27 protein-coding genes and 1 pseudogene are annotated in these 23,470 nt (G+C 41.9%); 7 read left to right on the forward strand and 21 right to left on the reverse strand.

Annotation, left to right across the window (positions count from 1 at the left end):
• Positions 1 to 36: 36 nt before the first annotated feature.
• A complete protein-coding gene (locus CDG76_RS29490) occupies positions 37 to 651 on the forward strand; it encodes a TetR/AcrR family transcriptional regulator (protein ID WP_094352394.1) in 615 nt (204 codons plus the stop codon).
• A gap of 62 nt (positions 652 to 713) precedes the next feature.
• On the opposite strand, the gene CDG76_RS29495 is transcribed toward CDG76_RS29490, so the two are convergent.
• The 3 genes from CDG76_RS29495 to CDG76_RS29505 form a co-directional block, all read right to left on the reverse strand.
• Entirely contained in the window at positions 714 to 1,154 is a 441-nt protein-coding gene (locus CDG76_RS29495) for a DUF4332 domain-containing protein (RefSeq protein ID WP_094352395.1), read from the reverse strand.
• Positions 1,155 to 1,502: 348 nt separating this feature from the next.
• The gene (locus tag CDG76_RS29500) at positions 1,503 to 2,246 is read right to left on the reverse strand and encodes a class I SAM-dependent methyltransferase (protein WP_094352396.1); all 744 of its coding nucleotides are present in this window, start codon (positions 2,244 to 2,246) and stop codon (positions 1,503 to 1,505) included.
• A 99-nt stretch (positions 2,247 to 2,345) separates the two neighbouring features.
• Complete coding sequence (locus CDG76_RS29505) at positions 2,346 to 3,146, reverse strand: PhzF family phenazine biosynthesis protein (protein ID WP_094352397.1); 801 nt, start codon at positions 3,144 to 3,146, stop codon at positions 2,346 to 2,348.
• A 339-nt stretch (positions 3,147 to 3,485) separates the two neighbouring features.
• On the opposite strand from CDG76_RS29505, the gene CDG76_RS29510 reads away from it, so the two are divergent.
• Positions 3,486 to 3,755: a hypothetical protein gene (locus tag CDG76_RS29510; RefSeq protein ID WP_094352398.1), complete on the forward strand. Its 270-nt coding sequence runs from the start codon at positions 3,486 to 3,488 to the stop codon at positions 3,753 to 3,755.
• Between the two features lie 47 nt (positions 3,756 to 3,802).
• The gene (locus CDG76_RS29515; protein ID WP_094352399.1) at positions 3,803 to 5,185 is read left to right on the forward strand and encodes an aminopeptidase P family protein; all 1,383 of its coding nucleotides are present in this window, start codon (positions 3,803 to 3,805) and stop codon (positions 5,183 to 5,185) included.
• 111 nt (positions 5,186 to 5,296) lie between these two features.
• On the opposite strand, the gene CDG76_RS29520 is transcribed toward CDG76_RS29515, so the two are convergent.
• Positions 5,297 to 6,175 carry a shikimate dehydrogenase gene (locus CDG76_RS29520; protein ID WP_094352400.1) on the reverse strand — a complete coding sequence of 293 codons (879 nt, stop codon included), beginning with the start codon at positions 6,173 to 6,175 and terminating at the stop codon, positions 5,297 to 5,299.
• 104 nt (positions 6,176 to 6,279) lie between these two features.
• Between CDG76_RS29520 and CDG76_RS29525 the strand changes: the two genes are divergently transcribed.
• Positions 6,280 to 7,212 (forward strand): alpha/beta fold hydrolase, encoded by a 933-nt coding sequence (locus CDG76_RS29525; protein WP_094352401.1) that lies wholly within the window; start codon positions 6,280 to 6,282, stop codon positions 7,210 to 7,212.
• Between the two features lie 59 nt (positions 7,213 to 7,271).
• Here the strand turns inward: CDG76_RS29525 and CDG76_RS29530 are convergent, their stop codons facing one another.
• Both CDG76_RS29530 and CDG76_RS29535 read right to left on the reverse strand, forming a co-directional pair.
• Positions 7,272 to 7,991, reverse strand: coding sequence for a hypothetical protein (locus CDG76_RS29530; RefSeq protein ID WP_094352402.1), 720 nt, complete (start codon positions 7,989 to 7,991; stop codon positions 7,272 to 7,274).
• A 760-nt stretch (positions 7,992 to 8,751) separates the two neighbouring features.
• Positions 8,752 to 9,204: pseudogene (locus CDG76_RS29535) on the reverse strand (aldo/keto reductase family protein).
• 79 nt (positions 9,205 to 9,283) lie between these two features.
• Between CDG76_RS29535 and CDG76_RS29540 the strand changes: the two are divergent.
• Together CDG76_RS29540 and CDG76_RS29545 are read left to right on the forward strand one after the other, a co-directional pair.
• A complete protein-coding gene (locus CDG76_RS29540; protein ID WP_094352403.1) occupies positions 9,284 to 9,883 on the forward strand; it encodes a DUF1802 family protein in 600 nt (199 codons plus the stop codon).
• Positions 9,884 to 10,514: 631 nt separating this feature from the next.
• Entirely contained in the window at positions 10,515 to 10,778 is a 264-nt protein-coding gene (locus CDG76_RS29545) for a hypothetical protein (protein ID WP_094352404.1), read from the forward strand.
• Positions 10,779 to 10,839: 61 nt separating this feature from the next.
• On the opposite strand, the gene ggt is transcribed toward CDG76_RS29545, so the two are convergent.
• From ggt to CDG76_RS29605, 12 genes are all read right to left on the reverse strand, one after another.
• Positions 10,840 to 12,603, reverse strand: coding sequence for a gamma-glutamyltransferase (ggt, locus tag CDG76_RS29550; protein ID WP_094352405.1), 1,764 nt, complete (start codon positions 12,601 to 12,603; stop codon positions 10,840 to 10,842).
• Between the two features lie 304 nt (positions 12,604 to 12,907).
• Positions 12,908 to 13,816: a glycine betaine ABC transporter substrate-binding protein gene (locus tag CDG76_RS29555; protein WP_094352406.1), complete on the reverse strand. Its 909-nt coding sequence runs from the start codon at positions 13,814 to 13,816 to the stop codon at positions 12,908 to 12,910.
• Positions 13,816 to 14,448: an ABC transporter permease gene (locus CDG76_RS29560; RefSeq protein ID WP_094352407.1), complete on the reverse strand. Its 633-nt coding sequence runs from the start codon at positions 14,446 to 14,448 to the stop codon at positions 13,816 to 13,818. The genes CDG76_RS29555 and CDG76_RS29560 overlap by 1 nt, the downstream gene beginning before the upstream one ends.
• Positions 14,445 to 15,203 carry an ATP-binding cassette domain-containing protein gene (locus CDG76_RS29565; RefSeq protein WP_094352518.1) on the reverse strand — a complete coding sequence of 253 codons (759 nt, stop codon included), beginning with the start codon at positions 15,201 to 15,203 and terminating at the stop codon, positions 14,445 to 14,447. Before CDG76_RS29565 ends, CDG76_RS29560 begins: the two co-directional genes overlap by 4 nt.
• An 81-nt stretch (positions 15,204 to 15,284) precedes the next feature.
• Positions 15,285 to 16,223: an ABC transporter permease gene (locus CDG76_RS29570; RefSeq protein WP_094352408.1), complete on the reverse strand. Its 939-nt coding sequence runs from the start codon at positions 16,221 to 16,223 to the stop codon at positions 15,285 to 15,287.
• Positions 16,224 to 16,298: 75 nt separating this feature from the next.
• Positions 16,299 to 17,363, reverse strand: a complete 1,065-nt coding sequence (locus CDG76_RS29575) for an ABC transporter permease (protein WP_190241027.1) — start codon at positions 17,361 to 17,363, stop codon at positions 16,299 to 16,301.
• A gap of 147 nt (positions 17,364 to 17,510) precedes the next feature.
• The gene (locus tag CDG76_RS29580) at positions 17,511 to 18,137 is read right to left on the reverse strand and encodes a Uma2 family endonuclease (RefSeq protein WP_094352409.1); all 627 of its coding nucleotides are present in this window, start codon (positions 18,135 to 18,137) and stop codon (positions 17,511 to 17,513) included.
• Positions 18,138 to 18,212: 75 nt separating this feature from the next.
• The gene (locus CDG76_RS29585) at positions 18,213 to 19,700 is read right to left on the reverse strand and encodes an ABC transporter ATP-binding protein (RefSeq protein ID WP_094352520.1); all 1,488 of its coding nucleotides are present in this window, start codon (positions 19,698 to 19,700) and stop codon (positions 18,213 to 18,215) included.
• Positions 19,701 to 19,999: 299 nt separating this feature from the next.
• The gene (locus CDG76_RS29590; protein ID WP_094352410.1) at positions 20,000 to 21,055 is read right to left on the reverse strand and encodes a BMP family protein; all 1,056 of its coding nucleotides are present in this window, start codon (positions 21,053 to 21,055) and stop codon (positions 20,000 to 20,002) included.
• Positions 21,056 to 21,226: 171 nt separating this feature from the next.
• Positions 21,227 to 21,352, reverse strand: coding sequence for a hypothetical protein (locus CDG76_RS39265; protein ID WP_262984375.1), 126 nt, complete (start codon positions 21,350 to 21,352; stop codon positions 21,227 to 21,229).
• Entirely contained in the window at positions 21,333 to 21,719 is a 387-nt protein-coding gene (locus tag CDG76_RS29600; RefSeq protein WP_094352412.1) for a type II toxin-antitoxin system VapC family toxin, read from the reverse strand. The genes CDG76_RS39265 and CDG76_RS29600 overlap by 20 nt, the downstream gene beginning before the upstream one ends.
• Positions 21,720 to 21,721: 2 nt before the next feature.
• The gene (locus CDG76_RS29605) at positions 21,722 to 21,970 is read right to left on the reverse strand and encodes a type II toxin-antitoxin system Phd/YefM family antitoxin (RefSeq protein ID WP_094352413.1); all 249 of its coding nucleotides are present in this window, start codon (positions 21,968 to 21,970) and stop codon (positions 21,722 to 21,724) included.
• 225 nt (positions 21,971 to 22,195) lie between these two features.
• Here CDG76_RS29605 and CDG76_RS29610 point away from each other — a divergent pair, with 225 nt between their 5' ends.
• Positions 22,196 to 22,441: a hypothetical protein gene (locus CDG76_RS29610; protein ID WP_094352414.1), complete on the forward strand. Its 246-nt coding sequence runs from the start codon at positions 22,196 to 22,198 to the stop codon at positions 22,439 to 22,441.
• Positions 22,442 to 22,493: 52 nt separating this feature from the next.
• Here the strand turns inward: CDG76_RS29610 and CDG76_RS29615 are convergent, their stop codons facing one another.
• Genes CDG76_RS29615 through CDG76_RS37820 form a run of 3 tightly spaced genes read right to left on the reverse strand, consistent with a single transcriptional unit; the run spans position 22,494 to position 23,466 of the window.
• On the reverse strand, positions 22,494 to 22,979 hold the full coding sequence (locus tag CDG76_RS29615; protein ID WP_094352415.1) for a DUF3368 domain-containing protein: 486 nt from the start codon (positions 22,977 to 22,979) through the stop codon (positions 22,494 to 22,496).
• Entirely contained in the window at positions 22,972 to 23,226 is a 255-nt protein-coding gene (locus tag CDG76_RS29620; protein WP_094352416.1) for a UPF0175 family protein, read from the reverse strand. Before CDG76_RS29620 ends, CDG76_RS29615 begins: the two co-directional genes overlap by 8 nt.
• Positions 23,227 to 23,262: 36 nt before the next feature.
• The gene (locus tag CDG76_RS37820) at positions 23,263 to 23,466 is read right to left on the reverse strand and encodes a hypothetical protein (RefSeq protein WP_190241023.1); all 204 of its coding nucleotides are present in this window, start codon (positions 23,464 to 23,466) and stop codon (positions 23,263 to 23,265) included.
• Positions 23,467 to 23,470: the final 4 nt, after the last annotated feature.

Consider the following 23,470-nt stretch of genomic DNA (forward strand, 5'->3'; position numbering starts at 1 on the left):
TACAAGTCCTGTTACGGATATCTAACCATAACTGTTATGCGAGTTTTTAATTCTTCCCCACCTTCAGAGGCTCAGACGCGCACCCGAATTTTAGAGGCAGCACAACGGTTGTTTGCTTCTAAGGGATTTGACGGTACTACCACCCGTGACTTAGCACAAGCGGCAAGTGTAGCTGAAGGCACTCTATTTCGTCATTTTCCGAATAAAAAAGCAATTTTGGTGGAAGTAGCCACAAGTGGCTGGGTAGAGATTCTCACAGATTTGCTCACAGAATTAAGTGAAATGGGCAGCTATAAAGCTGTCGCTCAGGTGATGCGCCGTCGGATGTGGAATTTCCAAAAAAATGCCGATTTGATGCGCGTCTGTTTTATGGAGGTGCAATTTCACCCCGATTTGCGCGATCGCATTCAATTAGAAGTCATTACCAAAATGACAGATGTCGGCGAAGCATTCTTTCAAACAGCGATGGATAAAGGTATTTATCGTCAAGGAGACGCGAAGCTAGTTGCGAAAGTTTTCTTAGGAATGTTTGCGATCGCAGGTTTTTCCAACAACACCCTCATCGAACCTGACGCTTCTCCCCAACAAATGCAGGAAATGGCCGAAGGACTCGCTGATATCTTTCTTAATGGTGTCTTGGTTAAAGAGTGAGGAGTTATGAGTTATGAATTATGAATTATGAATTTTAACTCTTAACTCCTAACTCCTAACTCCTAACTAATGATTGCTTTAGCTTGCTGACTCCACTGTTGTACTAGCTCAATTGCTGGACACAAATCTCGGCGCTGCATTGTTGCTACCTGCAAGCGCATAATTTGTTGGTGCAATCTGTGAGTGGGAGTTTGAGCTAACTGGACTACAGAAACAATACCTGCATGAAGCAATAAACCACAATATTGTGTCCCGACACTGGGAATACGTGCCAAGTCAGCTAAAGCCATCCATTTATTTACATACTGAAGATGAATCTGTAGTTTATTTGCTAACGCTAGTCTTGACTCTAGAGTTTTCCCTTGTTTGACTAAAGCTACTGTGCTAATAATCCCACAATTTTGGAGTTGAGATTGTTCTTCGTGGCTCAGTCCAGGTAATTCCTCAATTGGCCAATCACGAGATTGGATAGTAGTTCTACTATCTTTGTGTTTAGCAGACATTTTTGAAATAAAAATATAGGCTTGTTTAAATATTGTGACAGTTGTTTATTCGCAAAATTACGCTCTTACAGTTTAGTGTTTGTATTGACGTGCAATTTTAAGCCAACTTTCTGCAATGCCATTGCATCGACTGACAATGCGATTTTTCGCCTGACAAACATTAGATATCTTGCAAAACTCCCTAACAGCCCCTAATATTATGTCCGGGTAAGTGACCATAATAACCGGAACCCCACCCCGCAAAAGCTCCGCTCTAGCTCCCCTCCCCGCTTGCGGGGAGGGGTTGGGGGTGGGGTTCTTTTATTATGGGTGATTTGGCAGACATGATATAACCAAACGCATTGACAGCTATTTTAGGCAGGTAATGCCGATCATATCGGGATAGTCAATGTAATCCTGCCAGAACTCGGAGTCAAATTTCTCTATGCCTTTGGGAGAGACTATTGGATGGTGCCAGCGGATCTCTTTAAAACCAGCACTCATCAAGGCCCATTCATAAGTCGCTTTGCTGAGGTAGTAGTTATCAATACTAATAGACTCACCGTCATCAGGAATGCTCAATGTTAAGGTTATGGGCGTACCTTCCTTGAGCGACTGGGCACATCTCCTAACAATGCCATATTTCTGATGTTTATCATAAAACTCTGGAAGCAGTTCTAAATTATTATTCAAACTGACGAATCGACCACCAGGTTTAAGATGAATTGCTATGGCCTGACACATTTTAAGTAGTTGCTCTTTAGTTGAAGCGTAATTGAGCAAGTAGGAGGCTACCACAAGATCGAAGCTGCCAATAGAAGCAATTTCCATGACATCACCGATGATATATTCAATTTCAAGTGGAACAGAGGCTTCTTCAAGTCTTGCCAATTTGATCATTTCTGAGGAAATATCCACACCAACCAAACGTGCAGCGCCATTCTGTTTGAGCAATCGTGTGAAAAATCCTTCTCCACAAGCTAGATCGAGGATTGATTTTCCGGCAACATCTCCGATCAAATTTAAGTATGTATATGCCTCACCATACAAGCGATAAGGCAATTTGTTAAGTTTTTGAAACTGGAGAGCGATGTTATCATACTCGGCTGCCATTTTTTCACCTCGCTTGCAAGTTTTTTATTAAAGGATGTCTGAAAAGTTAAATTCTATGCTTGCTACCTCAACATCAACCTTACTCGCAGCGACATTTACCTATGCAGTAAATAACTCACCTCGCAGCACTGTTACCGCTTGTCCAGCGAGAAAGACGCGATCGCCTCCGTCATAATACACCTTCACTACTCCACCGCGACTTGATGCCTGATAAGCTAAAAACTGATCTTTGTGCAAGCGATCGCGCCAGAACCAAGCAAGACAGCAATGAGCCGCTCCCGTAACTGGGTCTTCATTAATACCTAATCCTGGTGCAAAGAAGCGAGAGACGAAATCATATTGAGAATCAGAGTCAGTGAGGCTGGTGACAATGACATCAGAAATCGGTAAGGTTTTTAGCAGTTGAAAATTAGGCTGTATTTGCCGCACCAATTCTTCAGATTCCAATTCCACTAGATAACCTAGTGAATTCTGCAAGACAGATTTGTAGGGTACACCCAAAGCTTGCTTGAGTTCTGGAGGTGCGATCGCTGCTTGTGAGTAATTTACTGGAAAATCTAACTCAATCCACTCACCTTGCAGCTTCGCAATCAGCACTCCACTTTTGGTATAAAAACGTGCAACTTCATCAGGTGACAAATGTCCCTCTGACCAAAGTACATGGGCACTAGCTAAAGTTGCGTGACCACAAAGCGGCACTTCCACCGTAGGCGTAAACCAACGCAGATTAAAGCCATCATCCTGTCTGACTAGAAAAGCTGTTTCAGATAAATTCATCTCCTGCGCCAAGTTTTGCATCCAATGCTCATCTTGGAGAGTAGGCAAAACACAGACAGCAGCCGGATTACCTGCGAAAGGTGTATTGGTAAAAGCATCAACCTGAGTAATGATTTGTCCCATTAGAGTCGCTTTGAAAGTTAGACAACAATATATTTATCAGTAGCAAAGTGTAGGAGCGCGGCCATTGGTGTCAACTTAAGCTGAAAACTATATCGGACAGGCGTTTTGCTAATCCCTCACGCCCTCATCCCCTAACCCCTTCTCCCAAGGGAGAAGGGGAATTGAATATCTATCTCCCCTCTCCCTTGGGGAGAGGGGCCGGGGGTGAGGGCAAAACGTTGTCACCAAGCGGGTTTAGCGTTAAGTTGACACCAATGGCTGTGCCCCTACTTGTTTAATGAGAACCACTATATACAGTACCTTATAAATTAGAAATACAATCTCCAAAAACTAGAATCAATGTTAAAGCAAACCGAAAACGTGAGGATAAAAATCTTCAGAAGCATCTTTGCTGCTGTCAACTTAGCGCTAATTTCTGGAGGATTAGTTAGTTGTGTTGTTGAAGCCCCACAGCCACTTGCACCAATTGAGCAACAAAAACCAGAGTTACAACCTAACCAGAACGACAAAGATGACGACCACAAAGATGGCGATCGCAAAGATGGCGATCGCAAAGATGGCGATCGCAAAAATGATCAAAAAGATGACGATAAAGACGATAACGACTAAATAAAGGCAAAACTATCACCTTTTTCCTTTTGTTTGAGTTTACATTTATGCTTATCCCACAAACTTCTACTTCCATCGTCGAGACTTTACGCCACCGACGGCAACAACTAGCTAACCTGATTGATTTTCCAGCAATTCTGTGGTCAGGTAGCAATAATTCGCGCAACTTTCCGGCAAATTCCTTTCCATTTCGTGCTAACAGTCATTTCCTTTATTTCGCCGGACTGCCATTACCAAAGGCGGCAATTCGTCTAGAAGCAGGCAAACTAGAACTATTCATCGATGATCCGTCACCCAGCAGCGCCCTTTGGCATGGAGAAATGCCAACGCGCGAAGTAATAGCCGAGAAGATTGGGGCGGATGTCGCCCGACCAATGGCAGAATTAGAGTCTTGGCTAGAAGATGCCGCTACACTTGCCGTTCAAGATGCAGCTACTTGGACGCAGCAATCGCAGCTATTAAATAGATGGGTTTTACCACAAAGTCCTCCCCAAGGAATTGACTTGGAGTTAGCGAAGGCGATCGTTTCACTCCGCCTCACCCACGATGATAGTGCATTAACCGAGTTGCGAAAAGCTGCGGCACTAACTGTCAAAGCTCACAAAGCGGGGATGGCAGCAACACCCCAAGCCAAACTAGAAGCAGAAGTTCGGGCAGCAATGGAAGGGGTGATTATTGCCCACAATATGACCACCTCTTACAACAGTATTGTCACTGTTCACGGTGAAGTTTTGCATAACGAGCATTATCACCATAGTTTGCAACCAGGTGATTTACTGCTTGCCGATGTTGGCGCTGAGACTGAGACTGGTTGGGCAGGTGATGTAACTCGCACGTGGCCAGTTTCAGGGAAGTTTTCATCTACCCAAAGAGATATTTATAATGTCGTTTTGGCAGCCCATGATGCTTGCATTGCCAAAATCCAGCCTGGTGTAGAATATGGGGATATTCACCTGCAAGCGGCTACAGCGATCGCTGAAGGTTTAGTAGATTTAGGCATTTTACAAGGAAATCCCCAAGATTTAGTAGAAATCGATGCTCATGCGCTGTTTTTCCCTCATGGTATCGGTCATCTACTGGGTTTAGATGTGCATGATATGGAAGATTTGGGCGATTTAGCAGGGTATGAAGAGGGACGTGAAAGGAGCGATCGCTTTGGCTTAAGCTATCTCCGTTTAAATCGTCCCCTGCGTCCAGGAATGTTAGTCACAATTGAACCTGGTTTTTATCAAGTACCAGCAATTTTAAATGATGTTAATGTTCGTTCCAAATATCAGAATGTCGTGAATTGGCAGCGTTTATCTGAATTCGCCGATGTTCGAGGAATTCGCATTGAAGATGATGTTTTAGTTACTACAGAAGGCAGCGAAGTTTTAACAGCTGCATTGCCGAATGATGCTAATAGTGTAGAAAATCTAGTTAATGGCTGAGTTTACGCTAAATTTTACCCCACCCTAACCCTCCCCTTGCAAAGGGGAGGGAACTGGATTTCTTGTTTCCCCCATTTCCAAGGGGGGATTAAGGGGGGTAATTAAGTTTCATCACTCCCCTAAACCCAGGTGATTTTGTAACGCTTGGCGCATCACTTCTACAGGTAAAGTTTCCAGATGCAACCAGATTTTTAATGCTGCTACCCCTTGTTGAACTAGCATTTCTAATCCATCGATCGCAATTGCGCCTTGTTTTTCTGCCTGCTGGAGAAATTGCGTTGGTTTAGGAATATATATTAAATCATAAGCGATCGCACCCGTTGGTAAATTTGCGATTTCTTCTACACTCAAAGGCGATTCATCGACTTTGGGATACATCCCAATCGGAGTTGTGTTTACCAGCAGATTTGCTTGGGGAATGAGCTTTGGTAATTCCTCCCATTGATGAACCTGGAATTTATCAGCTAGGGATGAATTGCTCCAACTATTGCGGAATTCTTGTAATCTCTGCATATTGCGCCCAACAACATGAATTTGGGCAAAACCTAGCTGAATACAACCTGCTACAACAGCTCTTGCTGCACCACCATTACCTAAAATTACCGCTACTTTCTGACTCCAATCTTGTTTATATGTTGTCTGCAAAGGAGCGATAAATCCTTCTATATCTGTATTTGTGCCTACCCATTGGTTATTTTGGCGGCTAACGGTATTTACTGCACCAATAGTTTGAGCCAAGGGGGTAATTTCTGAGAGTAGGGGGATGATTGCCTGTTTGTGAGGTATTGTCACACTAAAGCCGACAACCCCAACAGCAGCAAAACCTGCGATCGCCACCTCTAAATTCTGTGGTTCAATCGGAAAAGGCAGATAAATATAATCTAATCCTAATTGTGCGATCGCAGCATTATGCATCACTGGTGACAGTGAATGTTCTACAGGATGTCCAATGACTCCTAGTAGTTTAGTTTTACCTGTAATTTTAGTCATTAGTCATTAGTCATTAGGCATTGGTTATTAATTCATCTCCCTCATGTCCCTCACTCTCCAGTAGCCTACAATTATTAAAAGACTACTTAACACTTCTTTAAATCATGCAGGCAACTACAGCCCCCTCTACAACTCCAATTCCTGGTAAATATTGGCAGTGGCGCGGGCACAACGTTTACTATGTGCGTGCGGGAGAGAAGCAAGCGGAACGTCCGCCCTTGCTTTTGGTACATGGATTTGGTGCTTCCACAGACCACTGGCGCAAGAATATCACAGGATTGTGTCAAGATTTTGAAGTATTTGCGATCGACCTTTTGGGATTTGGGCGATCGGCGAAACCAAAATTGCAGTACAGTGGCGACTTGTGGCGCGATCAACTCCATGATTTTATCAGCGAAGTGATTGGTCAAAAAGCAGTATTAGCAGGTAACTCCCTTGGTGGCTATGCTTGCTTGTGTGTTGCAGCACAACGTCCTGACAGTGCGGCTGGATTAGTACTGCTCAATAGTGCCGGGCCTTTTAGCGAAAGCCAAGCGACATCTGAACCTGAAGCTTTGCAAAGCGAAATTCAGCCACCCAAACAACCCTCTTCTTTAGAGAAATTACTGGGTGACTCGGTTAAGTGGATGTTTCAACAACCTTTAGCTCAGTTTCTGTTATTTCAATACGTGCGACAACGTTGGGTAATTCGCCAAACTTTAGAAAAGGTATATCTTGATAAAAGTGCAATTACAGACCAATTAGTAGAAGAAATTTCTCGCCCTGCTTTTGATCCGGGTGCGTTGGATGTATTTGTTTCAGTTTTTAGCAGTCCTCAAGGGGAAAAAGTTGATGTACTACTAAAGCAATTAACTTGTTCTCTGTTGATGTTATGGGGAGAAGCCGATCCGTGGATGAATGCTAGAGAACGTTCTCTAAAGTTTCGTCAATATTGTCCTCAACTTACAGAACATTTTTTAACAGCAGGTCATTGTCCCCATGATGAAGTACCCGATGGAGTAAATCAACTTTTACGCGATTGGGTTTTGTCTAAGTAAGTGAGCATGAATAATTAAAAGTTTGTAGTAAGCGGCTCCAGCCCTTACTACAAATAAGCTTATTTAAAAACGTAGGATTTAATTTCTTGCTCTATTTGGTCACTAATAATTTCAGTTCCCATACCGATTTTATCGAGATTAACCCTCACAAAATTTGTTTTATCTTCTTTTGTAAATTTTTTATTATTATCCGAGTCTTTAAGAATTTTTAGAAAAATTGCATTTTGACCTGGAACAACAACCCAACTGATAATTCGAGTATTATTTGGGGTAATTTGCTGGAGGTTCTTACCTGATAAATCAGAAAGATAGCCAATAGTAGCATCAACGCTATTAAGTTTTTTATCTATATTTGTGTCTTGGTCAATGATTTTATATAACCAAACTCTTGTAGTTGGCTTGTTTGCCGCTTTTACCTCCAATAAATCGAAGGAGGTAATAATGGCTTTTTTATTTAATAAAAGATGAGCTTCACTACCTTGCTTTTGATAAAAGATGATATTATACAATTGATTATTTCTTCCATTTTCATAAGAACGTGAAAGGTTTAAATCAACTCCTTTATCTTCATTCTGCTCTGCAAGACTAACAGGAATCATTAGATAATCTGATTGTTCTTTAATAATTAAATCGCCATAGATAAGATTTTGTTGTGGCTTCGGTTTCTCTGTTGCTTTTGCCTGTTCTGCATTTCTACTAACAGAAGACTTACAGGAAAAAGAAAGAGCAGCTACAATCATAGCTGTAGTAATCTTATTTAAAAAGCGATAATTTTTCATCAAATTCTCCTAGCAGGATATGTTGCTGTCCTATTTTATTCCCTGCTGGAAAATTAGCTAGAGTCCAGTACGCTTCAATACAGTTCAGTTAAGACTAAAAATTATACTGATGTAGGTTGGATTGAGGAACGTAGCTTGCTTCCCGTACCACTTCTCTACGAGACGCTACGCGAACGTGGAAGCAAGCTACGCATAGCGTCTCTAAAGGAGAAGGGTAAACCAACATTATCGAGACTTTGTTGAGTTTATCTGTCGCTCAACCCAACAAAGCCCCATTAGTAATCCCTGCCGTACCGAGAAAATCATATTACAATAAAATACCAAAAACCTGGTCGAGGTTGACCAGGTTTTATCGAGTTTACAGATTTCAAATTTTAAACTAATTAACTAGCTGAAAGTTAATAACTAGGGTGGACTGAAAAACTAACAAACTCAGCATTCTTGCGTTTTTCCGCTTTAGGATTTGGCTTTGCCTTTTACATTAGGCTTTTTGCCACTTCTATCACATTTGATATGCTGAAATTTGCTTGGGCTGATGACAAGGGGACACTAAGTCATTGACCCTTTTTGTTTGGTTTTATCTTCTTTGGTGTCCTACTATTTAAACTATCACTTAAATTGTGAGTTGCAGCCCTTGGTTTACTAAAGTTGACGTTTTGTTAGATTTTGCAATATCAAGCTAGAAATTTGATCCCTAGCTCTCTTTTTAAGAAAGTTGAAGGCATCTTGGAGAGGTAAGCATAGCTAACGAACTAAATTGTCACGAATTCCACATAATCTGATTGTCATCCAGATGGTCAGTAACAATACGTCCAATGGCATCAATTTCTGCCAATTCGGCGGTAGAAAGCTTGATTTGGGCGGCTAATGCATTGTCTCGTGCTTGTTCGGGATAACGCCCTCCGGCGATGTCTGACGACAAGCCGCTATGACGCGTCTACGCATTTGTTTGGGGTTGAGCAATTAACCAGGCTAAAGCTAACTGAGCAAGGGTACAATCATGAAGAAGGGCTATAGGACGCAGTTTTTCTAGCGCTTCACCATAAACTTCAGCAGTATCAATTGTCGTGATCCCAGCTTCATAAGCGGCTCAGATGGTTTTAATCGAGTCAGCATCTTCAATTCCCACCCACATTCTTTTACCAGCTTGCCAAGTTCCCATCAGAATGGGTGTGATTTTGACTTCACTTGTACCCAGCGTTCGCTTTTCCATAACTGCTTCCTAATTCATTACCTTGGACAGGTTCATACTTTATCAGTCTTAGCTTCAAATTAAATCAGAGTTACAGTAGATGCCGATGGAATTGACTACAACTTTTCATGCTCTCAAAGAATGGGCAGTTGCCATAAATGCCTTGGAAAATGGCAAAACAATTATGTTGCTCCGCAAAGGCGGTATCCATGAACGAAATGGACATTTCCAAGTTGCCCACAAGCAAATTCTGCTTTACCCTACTTATGAACATCAACAAGCTTTCATGCTGAAAGCTGAATACGCCAATAATGTCTACCCAGTAACATCAGGCTGGCATCCTGAAACTGTTCGCATTGGCAGTTGGGCTGAAATTACAGATATTTTGCCAGTGAGTGACGAGTCTATTGTCAACACCTTACTTCCTTTCCATATTTGGAACGAGCATTTTATTAGCGATCGCCTCAAATGGAAAGCACGTCAACCCCTTTATATTCTCCTCCTGCGGACATATAAACTATCGCAAGAGCAAGAAATTCCCTATTACGCCAAATACGCTGGCTGCAAGTCATGGATTGATTTAGATCGATCGATTCACTTGGAGACAGCGCAACCAGTTTTATCTAACTTTGCATACAGCCAACTAGTAGAGACAATTCGCCAGATTGTCGGCGATAAGTTGTATGCTCCATCCTTCTAATAACCGAAATTGCTGGCCAGATACCCGACTTCTTCAAGAAATCGGGTATCTAAATCTAGCTTAAGTAAGTGCTATTCCAGCCTACAGTTAATTTTATTTATACTCTAATATCAGGTTTGGTTAAGGAACGAAAGCTAACATTTCTGCGGCTACAATTTTTTGTAACCCAAGCATATTACTTTATAACTAATACCAATTCAATTAATGATTGCAACACATCCTTGGGTAAAGACGCGATGAATCGCGTCTCTACAGATGGTCTATTTGTCGCATTCTTTTTTCAAATTGGTATAACTTCTAAAACCTGCGCTTATATGTGTAAGCAGAAAAACAAATAGTCTGATTGCAAGCCTTAGTCAAAACAGTAGTTATTGTTACACACGATCGCAAAAAACGCGGATAACATGGGAAAAATCTCACCTAATAAACAAGGTGAGGCAAAGCTGTTTATCTTTATGTCCCTTTAACAGCTGTCTTCCAGGCTATGAGTTGTTAAGCAATTATCCTGTAGTGGATAGAACTTAATTACATTTTGTCTAAAGTATTAGGCAAAAATTATCCCCAAGGGTGATAATTAGCTTGACAAAGATCAGCTATTATGCATCATTAGCTAAAAGCAAAGGAGTTTGCAATGCTTCGACAAATGTGCTGGTTGTCTAAGTCTGGTGGCGACGGAGAGAAAATTTTGTATTTGCAGACAGAACCCAATCAACCCTGGCGTCCTTACACAGCTTTTGGACATTTTGCAGTCCCAGATTATCAAATACCAGGTGGTTCTAAAGGTTGGGCAACTTATCAAAAACTTTTGAAAGCAGGTTGGACACTAGTACCTAGCGCACGGGCAAACGAGTTTGGTAGCAACAGCTACGCAGAGTCAACAATTCAAAATCAATAGTTATTAGTCATTTGTCATTAGTCATTTGTCATTAGTTATTTTTTGCGTCTTTGCCTCTCCCTCACAAACCTCTGGGGGAACCTTCACCGCGAGGATCGGCGGCTCCTTCTAAAGTTCCATCAGATGTAACAGCGATCGCGTTACCATTACCCCAAGGAGTAGTTTCCTTAATTTTGTGCCCCCGCCGTCGTAAGTCTTGCAAAGTCAGAGCATCTAAGCCCCAGGATTCAACGCGTAACTCATCTGGCAGCCATTGATGATGTATGCGTGGAACAGAAACAGCCGCACCAACATCCATGTTGTATTCCAGCACATTCAGGATTACTTGCAAAACCTGGGTGATGATGGTGCTACCACCAGGCGCGCCTGCTGCCATCCGAAAATGACCATTTTCTGTGACAATTGTGGGAGTCATACTGGATAGGGGAGTTTTACGGGGTGCAATACTGTTGGCATCGTTACCAACTAAACCAAAAGCATTAGGCACTCCTGGCGCAGCGGCAAAATCATCCATCTCATTGTTGAGAATAATTCCAGTTGCCGGTGTCACCACACCAGCACCAAAACTGAGATTAATGGTGAAAGTCAGACTGACGGCGTTGTGTTCTTCATCCACAACATTCAGATGAGTGGTTTGGAGAGATTCATGCGGAAGACAAGGGGATGAGGGAAGACGCAGACATTTTGAATTTAAATCTCCTGGCTTGACTTCGGTGGAGGGTCGAGCCATTTGCATATTAATTTCTTGACGGCGTTTTTTGGCGTAAGCTGGACTGAGCAGTTCTTGTACAGGGACTTTGACAAAATCAGGATCGCCTAAATATTTTGAGCGATCGCTGTAAGCAATCTTCATTGCCTCTACCATTAAATGTATTGCGTCTGGATGATGCCATCCCAAAGATTTCAGATCAGTGTCACCGATAATATTTAAAATCTGCAATAGGTGAACGCCTCCTGATGATGGTGGTGGCATTGAGCAAATTTTAGCTTTGCGGAAGTTGCCACAAACGGGAGTGCGCCAGATTGGTTTGTAGGCTTTCAGGTCTTCGAGAGTAATTAAACCACCATTTTTTACCATATCAGAAGCGATCGCACGAGCAATACTTCCGGTGTAAAAACTTTGGGGATTTTCGGTAATTGCTGTTAAAGTGCGTGCCAGATCGCGCTGCACCAGTTTTTCCCTTGGTTGATAAAATTCACCATTGCGAGTGAAAATTTCTCGCGCGGCGGGATTCTTGAGAATTGCTTCCTGGCGCTGGTTGAGCCTCTGGGTTAGCACATTGCCAAGAATAAAGCCATCTTTAGCGAGTGCGATCGCAGGTTTCATTACCTCTTGCCAAGAAAGCTTACCATAGCGACGATGCACTTCATAAAGTCCTGCTACCGTTCCTGGTGTCGCTACTGCCAAATAACCATTAATACTTGCATTCGGACGCACCTTTCCTGCTGCATCCAAATACATATTTTTTGTAGCTTTCAAGGGTGCGCGTTCGCGGAAATCTAAGGCTTTCATATCGCCAGTTTTCTCAGAGTGCATCAGCAAAAATCCGCCGCCGCCGATTCCTGCTGAAAAAGGCTCAACTACAGAAAGTGCAAAGGTTGTGGCTACAGCTGCATCCACTGCATTACCCCCTTTGCGTAACATCAAAATTCCCGCTTCACTTGCTAGGGGATGGGCTGAAACCACCATTCCCTTCTTGCTGCGTAGGGGTAAAGTTAAGGCGGCTGATGCTACTTGGCTGTAAAGCAAGACGGTGAAAGAAAAGATTACGCTCGCAACTCGCTTGGGTTTAGCAACAGCAAGCTTTTTTATACCATTCCTCATAAAATCTTATACATATTTAGCATCTCGGTGTACTTAATTTATCAGATTTTGATTACCATTGTTTGCCTAGCTTGCCGTCGTAGGCATCGTTCTCGTACCCCCCACTACGAACTTACTTATATCAATTCTGTATGAAGATGCACATAACAAGACCCTCCCTGTAGTCCCCCCTTACTAAGGCTACCGTGTATACACAAGTCAAATTACCCCCCTTAATCCCCCCCTTGGAAAGGTGGGAAAAAAGAAATCTAGTTCCCTCCCCTTTATAAGGGGAGGGTTAGGGTGGGGTAAAGCCTATCCTTAATTACGAATTATTTAATCCCTTCGATTTGCGAAACTCCTGGACAACATCTTTAACATCACGTAATTCCCCTTCAACTAAATAGTTTAACTGTCGCATTTCATCTGCCGAAATCTTTCCAGCCAGGGAAGCGATCGCTGTTCTTAATTCGGGATATTTTTTTAATATTTCTTGTCGGACAATTGGCACAGTCTCGTAAGGTGGAAAATAATGTTTATCATCTTTGAGTACAACTAAACCCAAGCGAGAAATTTGCCCGTCAGTGGAATTACCCGCCACCATATCCACTTGTTTTTGAATCAAAGCACGATATATTAAACCCAAGTCCATAATTTGCGGAGATTTAACAAAACGTAAATCGTAAGTTTTCGCTAATCCGGGAAAACCATCTTCTCTTTCTAAAAATTCGTAACCGAAACCGCCACGCCACTGTGGTGTATATTGAGTAGCTTGGGAGAGAGTTTGAATATTGTAGCGTCTGGCATCTTCACCCCGGACAATCATCGCAAAAGTGTTTTCAAAACCCAAGCTGGGCATCACTTCCAAATTGAACTGCTGGGAGTATGCTTGTTTTAACTTCTCATAAACTTCTTTCGGATCGTTAACTGCTTTTTGCTTCAAAATTGCAGTAAAAGATGTGCCTGTGTACTCAATATAAGCATCGATTTTGCCAGCAGTAATAGCACTATGACAAACAAAAGAACCACCTAAACGGGGACGACGAGCTACTTTTAAATTAGTTGTCGCTTCAATTTGCTGTGCTAACAGTTCACCTAAAATATCTTGTTCGGTAAAATCTTTGGAGGCAACAATAATATTACCACCGTTATTACTATTTAAATTCGGTGTACAGCCAACAATTACCAATAACAAGGCAAAACTTATAAAGCAAAGCGTGAAAAATCTTTTCATTAACTTTTAATTTTTAATTTATTCTCCATCCAGCCAATTGCAAAGTCAGCTAATAATGCAATTACTGCCGCCGGAACTGCACCAGCTAAAATTAACTGATCGTTTACTACTGATATACCGCGAAAAATAAATACTCCCAAACCACCAGCCCCAATTGCGGCGGCAATAGTTGCAATACCAATGGCGATTACTGTTGCAACTCGCACACCTGCCAAAATTACTCCCATTGCCAAGGGAATCTCAACTTGTAATAACAATTGTCTATCTGTCATTCCCATACCTCTCCCAGCTTCCCGAATTGCTGGATCGACGCTAGTAATACCTGTGTAAGTGTTACGAATTATCGGCAGTAAGGAATATACAGTCAGGGCAACAATTGCTGGTACTGCACCAATTCCGCCAATTATCGGAACAGGAATAAGTAAACCAAAGAGTGCCAAGCTGGGTATAGTTTGGAGAATATTTGCTATGCCGAGAATTGGTTGGCGGAGATAGGTTTTACGTGTAATTAAAATACCTAATGGAATGCCTACAAGGATGGCAATTCCGATAGCGATGCCTACTAAAAATAGATGTTCGAGTGTATGCTGAAGAATTTCTGGGGCATACTTAACCAAGAAGAAATTTTTCATAAAGTATCTTGCAGGGAACGCAGACATTGCAGAAATGCGAGGCTTTCTGGATGTTGCGATCGCATAAATTCATCTCTCGTCCCCAATACTACCAATTCTCCGCTATACATTAAACCAATTCTCGATGCCAAAACTAAGGCTTCTTGAATATCGTGGGTGACAAACACAACAGTTTTACCTAACTCTTGCTGCAAATGCCGAAACTCTTGTTGCAGTTCGAGGCGCGTAATTGGATCGAGTGCGCCAAAGGGTTCATCCATCAACAACACTGGCGGATCTGCTGCTAAAGCCCTGGCTACACCGACTCTTTGCCTTTGTCCTCCTGAAAGTTCGTGCGGATAACGTGTGGCAAATTGTGCTGGTTCTAAGCCTACCAGTTGCAACAACTCATAAACCCGCATTTTAATTTGTTTTGGTTGCCACCCTTCTAAAGAAGGGACTAAACCCACATTGCGTTCAACTGTAAAATGGGGAAATAAACCAATTTCTTGAATGACGTAACCAATTTTTCGCCGCAGTTTAATTTCATCCCATTGAGTTGTGGGAATGCCATCAAATAAAACTTCGCCTTGTGTAGGTGTAAATAGGCGATTAATTAACTTCATTGTTGTGGTTTTGCCGCTACCACTGCGCCCAAGTAATACCAGTGCTTCTCCTTGGTGAATAGTGAAGTTGAGATTTGACACCAATGGGCGATGATTGCGGCTAAAAGTGACATCGCGGAATTCGATGGCGGTTTGGTTATTTTGCGGCATGAGTGGCTTTTGGGGGACGCTAGCTATTGTATTATGTGCTGATTTTGCTAGTGTGCTAACGCCCATTTGCTTTTCCTAAAATTAGTCTGAGTGGCGATTTTCTCCAAAGTAGGGAGTACCTAAAGCTTTCGGGGGTGTAGATTTCCCCAACTTACCTACTAATGCTAATAAAGCGATCGCATAAGGTAGCATTACTAAAAATTGGTAAGGAATATTTGCCCCTAATGCCTGAATTCGTAGTTGTAAAGCTTCTGTAGCCCCAAACAGCAAACAAGCCAAAGCACTACCTACAGGATGCCATCTACCAAAAATTAATGCTGCGATCGCAATAAATCCTTTACCAGCACTCATCCCCTCGGCAAAAAATCTTACCTGTACGAGAGTTAAATAAGCACCTCCTAAACTCGCAAGACAGCCACTAATTACCACTGCGATATAACGGACAAGTTGTACCGAAATTCCAGCCGTGTCAGCAGCTTTCGGAGATTCACCCACTGCCCGCAATGTCAGCCCAAAGCTAGTTTTAAATAAAATGTATGTAGTTAAAATAACTAAGATAAATAATAAATATACCAAAAAATCTTGCTGAAATAGTAGCGGCCCGATCAGGGGAATATTGGCTAAACCAGGAATCATAATTGTCCCAATTCCAGGCAACTGCTGCGTACTACTGCCACTAAACACTAACCGCGCTAAAAACGATGTTAATCCAGCTGCGACAAGATTAATTGCTAGCCCAGATACCAATTGATCGACACGCAAAGTTACACACAAAACAGCATGGAGTAGTCCGACTAATCCCCCTGCAATTAAGGATGCAAAGATACCAAGCCAGGGATTACCAGTGTAGAAAGTAGCCACAGCACTAGTAAACGCACCTGTAAGTAACATTCCTTCTAAGGCGATATTTAACACCCCCGAACGTTCCGAGTACAATCCTCCAAGGGCTGCAAATGCTAAGGGGACGGCTAAACGTAAGGTAGCTATTAAGTAATCGGAGAAGAAGTTGAGATTATTCATGGAGTTATTTTTAAACGCAAAGGTTCGCGGAGGGAAGCGCAAAGTATCGCAGAGTTTTCTTTGTGTTCCTCTGCGTTAAACCTTTGCGTCCCTTTGCGTTTTTACTCTTATCTCTCTTTCGACTGCAAAACTGATAGCGATAAATAACACCATAAACCCTTGAATCGCGTAAACTACTGTTACCGGCACACCTGCACTACGCTGCATCACATTTGCACCACTGCGAAGGGCTGCAAAAAATAAAGAAGTCAAGACTACACCGACAACACTACCACGACTTAAAAAAGCGATCGCAATGGCATCAAATCCATAACCTGGGGAAACTTGTTCAAATAGCCGATATTTCAACCCCATCACCTCACAACTCCCAGCTAACCCAGCTAAACCACCCGCAGCAGCCATCACCAGCATAATGGTACGTTCAACAGATATGTGGGCATAACGGGCGGCAATCGGGTTAAATCCTACTGCCGTAATTTGATAACCTAGTGGCGATCGCACTAACAATACCCATAAAATACCTGCGGCAATTAAACCGAATAAAATCCCAGCATGGGCGAGGCTTTGCGGTAAGATAATCGGCAAGCGGGATGTTTTAGCAATTAATGGCGAATAAGGACTAGGCGCACCTGTTGCCATTAATGGATTTTGGACGAGGTAGCTAACTAAATTCACGGCGATATAGTTGAGCAACAATGTAGTAATTACCTCATTCACTCCGCGTATGGCTTTGAGATAACCAGGAATCCAACCCCAAATTGCACCAAAGAAAAATCCTGCCAAAAGTGCTAAGGGGATATGAATCACCGCAGGTAATCCTTGCACATATAACCCAATTAAAGTACTTCCCAACGCACCTAGATAAATTTGTCCTTCTCCACCGATATTAAATTGCCCAGCCCGCAACGCTACTAATACGCCTAAACTAGCGAACAATAGCGGTGTCATTTTGGTGAGGGTGTTACCAAATCCAAAGTAGGTAGAGAGAGATTCTTGAAATAGGATGCCGTATGCGGTGATGGGATTTGCCCCAGCAATTAACATGAGGATAGCACCGACGATGAGGGCGGAGGCGATGGCGATTAACGGTGATAGTATGGGCAGCAATCTAGGATGAATTCGATTAATTAGTGTCAGCACGAGCCTAACCAAATAGAACGCTTGCACTGAGACATAACGGGGAACATAGAAAATTGCATTTTGAAACTTTCCTAAAGCGATCGCCTTTTCTGCATTTCTCAATGTTATATATAGCTTGCCATCTCCTAAAATTAATTTAAGTCAACTTTATGTGTTAGTGTTTCCAGCTTGAAAAATCTGCTCGGCGGTTAAATTCAATTCCGGGAAAGTAGGTGAGATAATGCGATCGCTCCCACGGAACTGTCTGACTTGGTATTCGCCCTCAACTAGTGAATAAATCGATATTGTAGGCTCTTTGGAATTGCCAATGAACGATTTGCCTGCAAGAGCTAGGTAATCTACAATCCAATACTCTAGAATACCAACTTCTTCATACATACCACGCTTAGTGTAATAGTCAGTACGCCAATTGGTACTAACTACCTCAATCACCAAAGGAATTGATGCAGCCTGAGTAACAGTAGATTCCTTTTTCCACAAAGGTTCATTTACCAGATTGGAGCGATTGATTATTAATACATCTGGAGAATAACCGGATTCATTTTCAGGTGGTTTTACGAGTGCTGTTTTTGGTATGAAGTAAGGAAGTTTAAGCCGATCGTATTCGATTGGAATTTTTGTAGCTAAAAATCCTGTGATCTCTTCATGATCGCCTAATGGTTGTGTCATTTCTACAATTACTCCATCATGCAGTTCATATCGCCCCCCGTCAGGTTTCCACTGTACAAATTCTTCAAAGGTTACTAGCTTGGTTTTAGGTAAAGCTTGAGTCATAGAGTCACCTTTATGAATTTTTTCTGTTTTTATTGTTAATTGTCTACTGATTTAGATTTTCGTTTACTAAATTTATCAAGAAAATCCCCCAGCCATCAACAAACCAATTTCTTCTATCTTCGCCGTAGCTGCATCTAAAATAGCCACAAACTCACCTCTGTAGATTACAGCAATGCGATCGCTCATTGCCATCACTTCTTCTAACTCAGTAGAAATATACAAAATTGCGGCACCGCGATCGCGTTCTGTTAAGATTCGAGACTGGACGGCTATTGTCGCCCCTACATCTAACCCCCTAGTAGGTTGCATGGCGATAATTAAAGCTGGTGTTTGCGCCAGTTCTCGCGCTAACACCACTTTTTGTTGATTTCCTCCCGAAAGCTGACTTACCAAGATATCTTTCCCTGATGCTCGAATGTCAAACTCTTGCATTGCAGCTTGGGCACGATTAGCGATCGCTTCTGGTTGTAACAAAAAATGGCGACAAAATGGCAGATATTTAAAAGCTTTTAAAATCAAATTTTGGGCGATGCTAAATTGCAACACCAATCCCATTGTCTGCCTATCTTCTGGGATGTAGCCCACTGAGGAATGCTTGGGCGTAAACTCAATTTTACCCTGCTTAATAGTCCGCACAAGAGCGATGTCTGCGACGGGCTTTGCCAACGCATCAGCTAATTCTCGCTGTCCATTGCCATCGACACCAGCAATTCCTAAAATTTCTCCCGCCCGCAGTTCAAAAGATACATTATTTACAGCCGGAATATTTCTTTCATCAACAACTTGTAAATTTTGCACCGACAGAATGATTTCTCCTGGTAATGTCGGACTTTTATTTAACTGTAAAGCTACTTCTCGTCCTACCATCAATGTTGCTAACTGCTGAGGTGTCGCCGCTTCAGTTGAAGTTGTTGCTACTACCTTTCCCTGGCGCAAAACTGTGACTGAATCACAGAGATTCATTACCTCTTCTAATTTATGACTGATAAAAATGATTGTGTTACCTGCGGCTGCCAATTGGCGCAAGATAGCAATTAATGATTTTACTTCTGGCGGTGTCAAAACTGCTGTAGGTTCATCAAGAATCAACAACTTTGCTCGACGGTAGAGAACTTTGAGAATTTCTACCCGTTGTTGTGCCCCAACAGATAAATTTTCAACTTTGGCAGTGGGGTCAATTTCTAATCCATAAGCTTGGGATAATGCGGCGATTTCTTGCTGTTTATCTTCTAAATTTAGCCGCCAAGTTTTCTCTATTCCTAAGATGATATTTTCTGTGACAGTCAATTGAGGTACAAGCATGAAGTGTTGGTAAATCATGCCAATGCCTAATTTAATTGCCTCATTTGGTGAGGTGATTTTTATTGGTTGTTCTTGGAGATAAATCTCACCAGCATCAGGTTGATAGAGTCCACTAATAATATTCATTAAAGTACTCTTACCCGCGCCATTTTCGCCTAGTATTGCATGAATGCTTCCAGATGCAACAGAGAGATTGATATTGTCGTTAGCGATAAAAGACCCAAAGCGTTTGGTAATATTGTTTAAGCGTAAATAGTCCATGTTCACTAAACCGATAGCTCGTAGTGAGGACTTTAGTATACCTCTTGCAAAAGTCCCTAACACCACACCCCCAACCCCTTCCGTTGGTAAGGCTAAGGTGTACACACAAGTCAGATCCAGTTTTACCCTAATACGCTGAGGATAAGAAAGCCCCCATTGTAGAGACGCGATTCATCGCGTCTAAAATACTGGCGCATTAGACAGACGCGATAAATCGTCACGCATTAGACAGACAGACGCGATAAATCGCCGTCTCTACAAAGACAATTATTCCTGTTTTTTAATCTAGTCTGCTAAACCTATGTTGTTGCTTTCTTCACGCAGCGCGTATCCTTACCAGCCTCTTTACAGTCTTCAAACACGATTTTTTTACTAACAATTTCTTGGTTTGCATTCAATACCTTTTGCTTTACTGCCTCCGGTATGATTGCCCCAAATTTTCCTAAAAATAAGATATCTGTTCTTTCTAGCCCGATTGTATATATTTGTCCTTTAATTTGTTTTTGTTTAGCTAATTCTCCTATATAAGCTATGGCTAAATCTAAGCGTTTGACAGCACTGCTTAAAACAGCTTTTGGTGCAACGTCTAATTGATCCTTGGTATTACCAAAAGCATATACTCCTTTTTCACCTGCTGTTTGTAAGACTGCGGCTGAAGCATTATCTAACCATTGATAGATGACATCAGCCCCAGAAGAAATTAATGCCAGAGTCGCTTCCTTGGCTTTGGCAACATCATTCCAATCACCTGTAAAAGTAGAGGTAATTTGGATATTTGGTTTAACAGACTTTGCTCCTAATTCAAATCCCCGCAGTTCTCCCTCGGTAGCGGGAAACTTCTCTCCGGCAATATAAGCTAATTTATTAGATTTAGTAATAGAAGCACCGATAATGCCACACAAATAACTAGCTTGTAGGTGATCTATTCGTAAAGAAGCAATATTCTCAGCCTTGAGATTACCATTTACTCCGACAAAAAATGTGTTGGGGAACTGTGAAGCGACTTGTTCAATTGCAGCATCAAATTGTCCGCCATGCGCGAAGATGAGATTGTAACCTTTACGAGCAAAATCTGTTAATACTTCTGTTTGATCTGCTTGTGCTACTTTTTCGACATAAGCGGTTTCTGCACCTAGCTTTTGTTTTGCTAGATTAATTCCTTCATAACCAGATTGATTCCAGCCTTTATCGGTAATCATTCCAGGGAGAGCGATCGCTATTTTAAACCCTTCAGTACTACCCGTTGTTGTCGCTGTTGGTGTCGTCTGATTACTGCAAGCTTGTAGCAGTAAGCTAGTACCAAACCCTGCTGAACCGAGCAAGATAAATTCACGCCGACTAAAGTTTGTTGTCATACCTCGCCTTCAGATAGCTATTTGAGTTATTTCAACACTCTAAAGTCGTAGGTGGTATTTTGAAAACAATTTCTCTTGAATTTCTTAAAGACGCGATAAATCGCCGTCTCTACAATAATCAGTCTTTTGTCAAAACGGCGATTCATCGCGTCTCTTGCCTTATCCTGCATTTTATGCAGTTTTAGCATTTTCATCAGATGCTTGTTCTGCAACATTTTTCAAGCGACTCGATCTGATTTTGCGGATGCGATCGCAGTTTATAGAAGGGCGATCGCGATCACCATATCGTTTGAACAAGATATTGTGTAATTTTCTGATCAATTGTCACAATTGGCAAATTCTCTACTTGGCTTTGAGCAATCAAAATCCGATCAAATGGATCTCGGTGGATATTTGGTAAACTAGCAACTTGCAAAACATGGCTCATTTGAATAGGTAAACTTTCAAAGCGATTGATTGCCAGACGAGTTGGAATATATTGTTCTACAGGTTCAGGTAAAGTCAGTTTCCCTAATTTATTTTTGATGACAATTTCCCATGCACTTACCACGCTCAAAAATAGGATGTTACCTGAATCAGCAATTAAGTTACGAGCATTGGCAGATAATTGAGGATCATTTGTTACCCACCAAATGAATGCATGGGTATCTAGTAAAGCTCTCATTACTAAACGAGGTTAGAATTTTCAAAATCACTCAAGATTTCTTCTGGTAAAGGCTCGTTGAAATCTGGTGCAATAAACACTTTACCTTTATCTAAGCCTGGAATGCGAGGAGAACTGATATTCGTAAAGGCGACTAGACGTGCAACTGGAATCCCCTGTTCAGCAATCACGACTTCTTCACCGAGCAATACCTGACTCAGAAGTTCACTAAATTTGGCAGTTGCTTGAGCAACGTTGACAGTAATAGTCATCTGCCTTGGTAATTAATTCCTAATATTCTTTACGATAACACTAGATGAGTGGGCGATGCCTACGGGGGTAAACTACGCAGATCGCAGTTTAGACAAATCCAATTGCTGCGCTGCACCACACAAGCGTGGAATACAACCCAAAGACTTTGGGCTTGACAAAATATAACTGTTAAAATCAGCATAATGGTGTCAAAATGCGAATAAAACACACCCAACAGGAGAAAAATGCCAGCCATTGTTAAACTACAACTCTCCTTAGAAACTTTAGCAAAAGCAATATCTTCTCTTGATTTAATAGAAAAACGTCAACTTCAAGAGCTAATTGAGCAACAAATTTTTGAAGCCGAAGAAGCTTTGTATGAAGACGACGCAGAAACACTGGCAGAAATTGAAGCAGCTCGCGCTGAGTATAAAGATGGTGAGTCCGTGACTATAGATGAATATCTTGCTAACCGCTCAGAGCAGAGATAATGAGTTATGCGATCGCTATTTGCCCATAAGATCAATCTACACATCTAATACACTACTCATCAACAAGTCTAAGTGCAGACTCCAAAACTTGTGTACTGACTCTAAAACCAACCTGAATCAGTTGTTCAAAAATCGGTTTAGCGGCTTCTAGCTTACCTTCCCGTTTCGCAAGCAGAATAACACCGAGAGTTCCTCGCACCGGAATCTCTAAAGCAAGTGCTGCGGTTTTTGCGGCGCGATCGTCTAGAATTGCTTCATAGCCAGGATTGTTATATATCCAGGTGAGAACGTGACTTTCTCCTAAACCAAGACCCCATGCAGCAATTACTGGATCGACTTGTTGTACATCTTGAATATAAATAGTTCCTTCATTCAAAATCCAGAGTTTTGCAGGGTCATTATCTGGTGCAATGCAGATTTCTTGAACAACACCGCTAGGAATGACAACCTCATCACAGAGTTCTGAGAGCAAATGAACTTGGTTAATCTTAGTCAGCACAATCAATGGAGAAGCATTCACAACCCATTGTCTAGTCACGCGCTAACTCCTGGGCTAATTCTTCAGGAGTTACTTGAAAAGGTGAGACATTATAGCGATCGAGTGCTTCTAAAAATTGCTGACGGCTAACTCCGGCAATTTCAGCAGCCTTAGATTGGGAAAGCGTACCAACTTCATACCATTTAACAGCAGCCGCTAAACGCATCTCTTGAACAAATGTTTCTGGATTAGTGCGGAGTGCTGAAAAAACATCATTTGGAAGTTGAATATTAATTTGTATGGTCATAAATTCAGTATTATTTATGGAGAGCTAATAGCGCGATCAACAATAACAATCAAATACTACCATTACTAATAAAGACGAGAACAAAGCCAAAGATAACCCCTGGCGATCGCTCATCGACAGTCTAGACAATTTCTGTGATGATTTCATGACTAATTGCGATCGCTCACTCATCGACACCAGAGATAGTTTGTAAATGCGATACCTGCTTGATGGTTGAGTAGCTGTGAATAGCGATCGCACTTTG

The organism is Nostoc sp. 'Peltigera membranacea cyanobiont' 210A, assembly GCF_002246015.1.
Taxonomy (GTDB): Bacteria; Cyanobacteriota; Cyanobacteriia; order Cyanobacteriales; family Nostocaceae; genus Nostoc.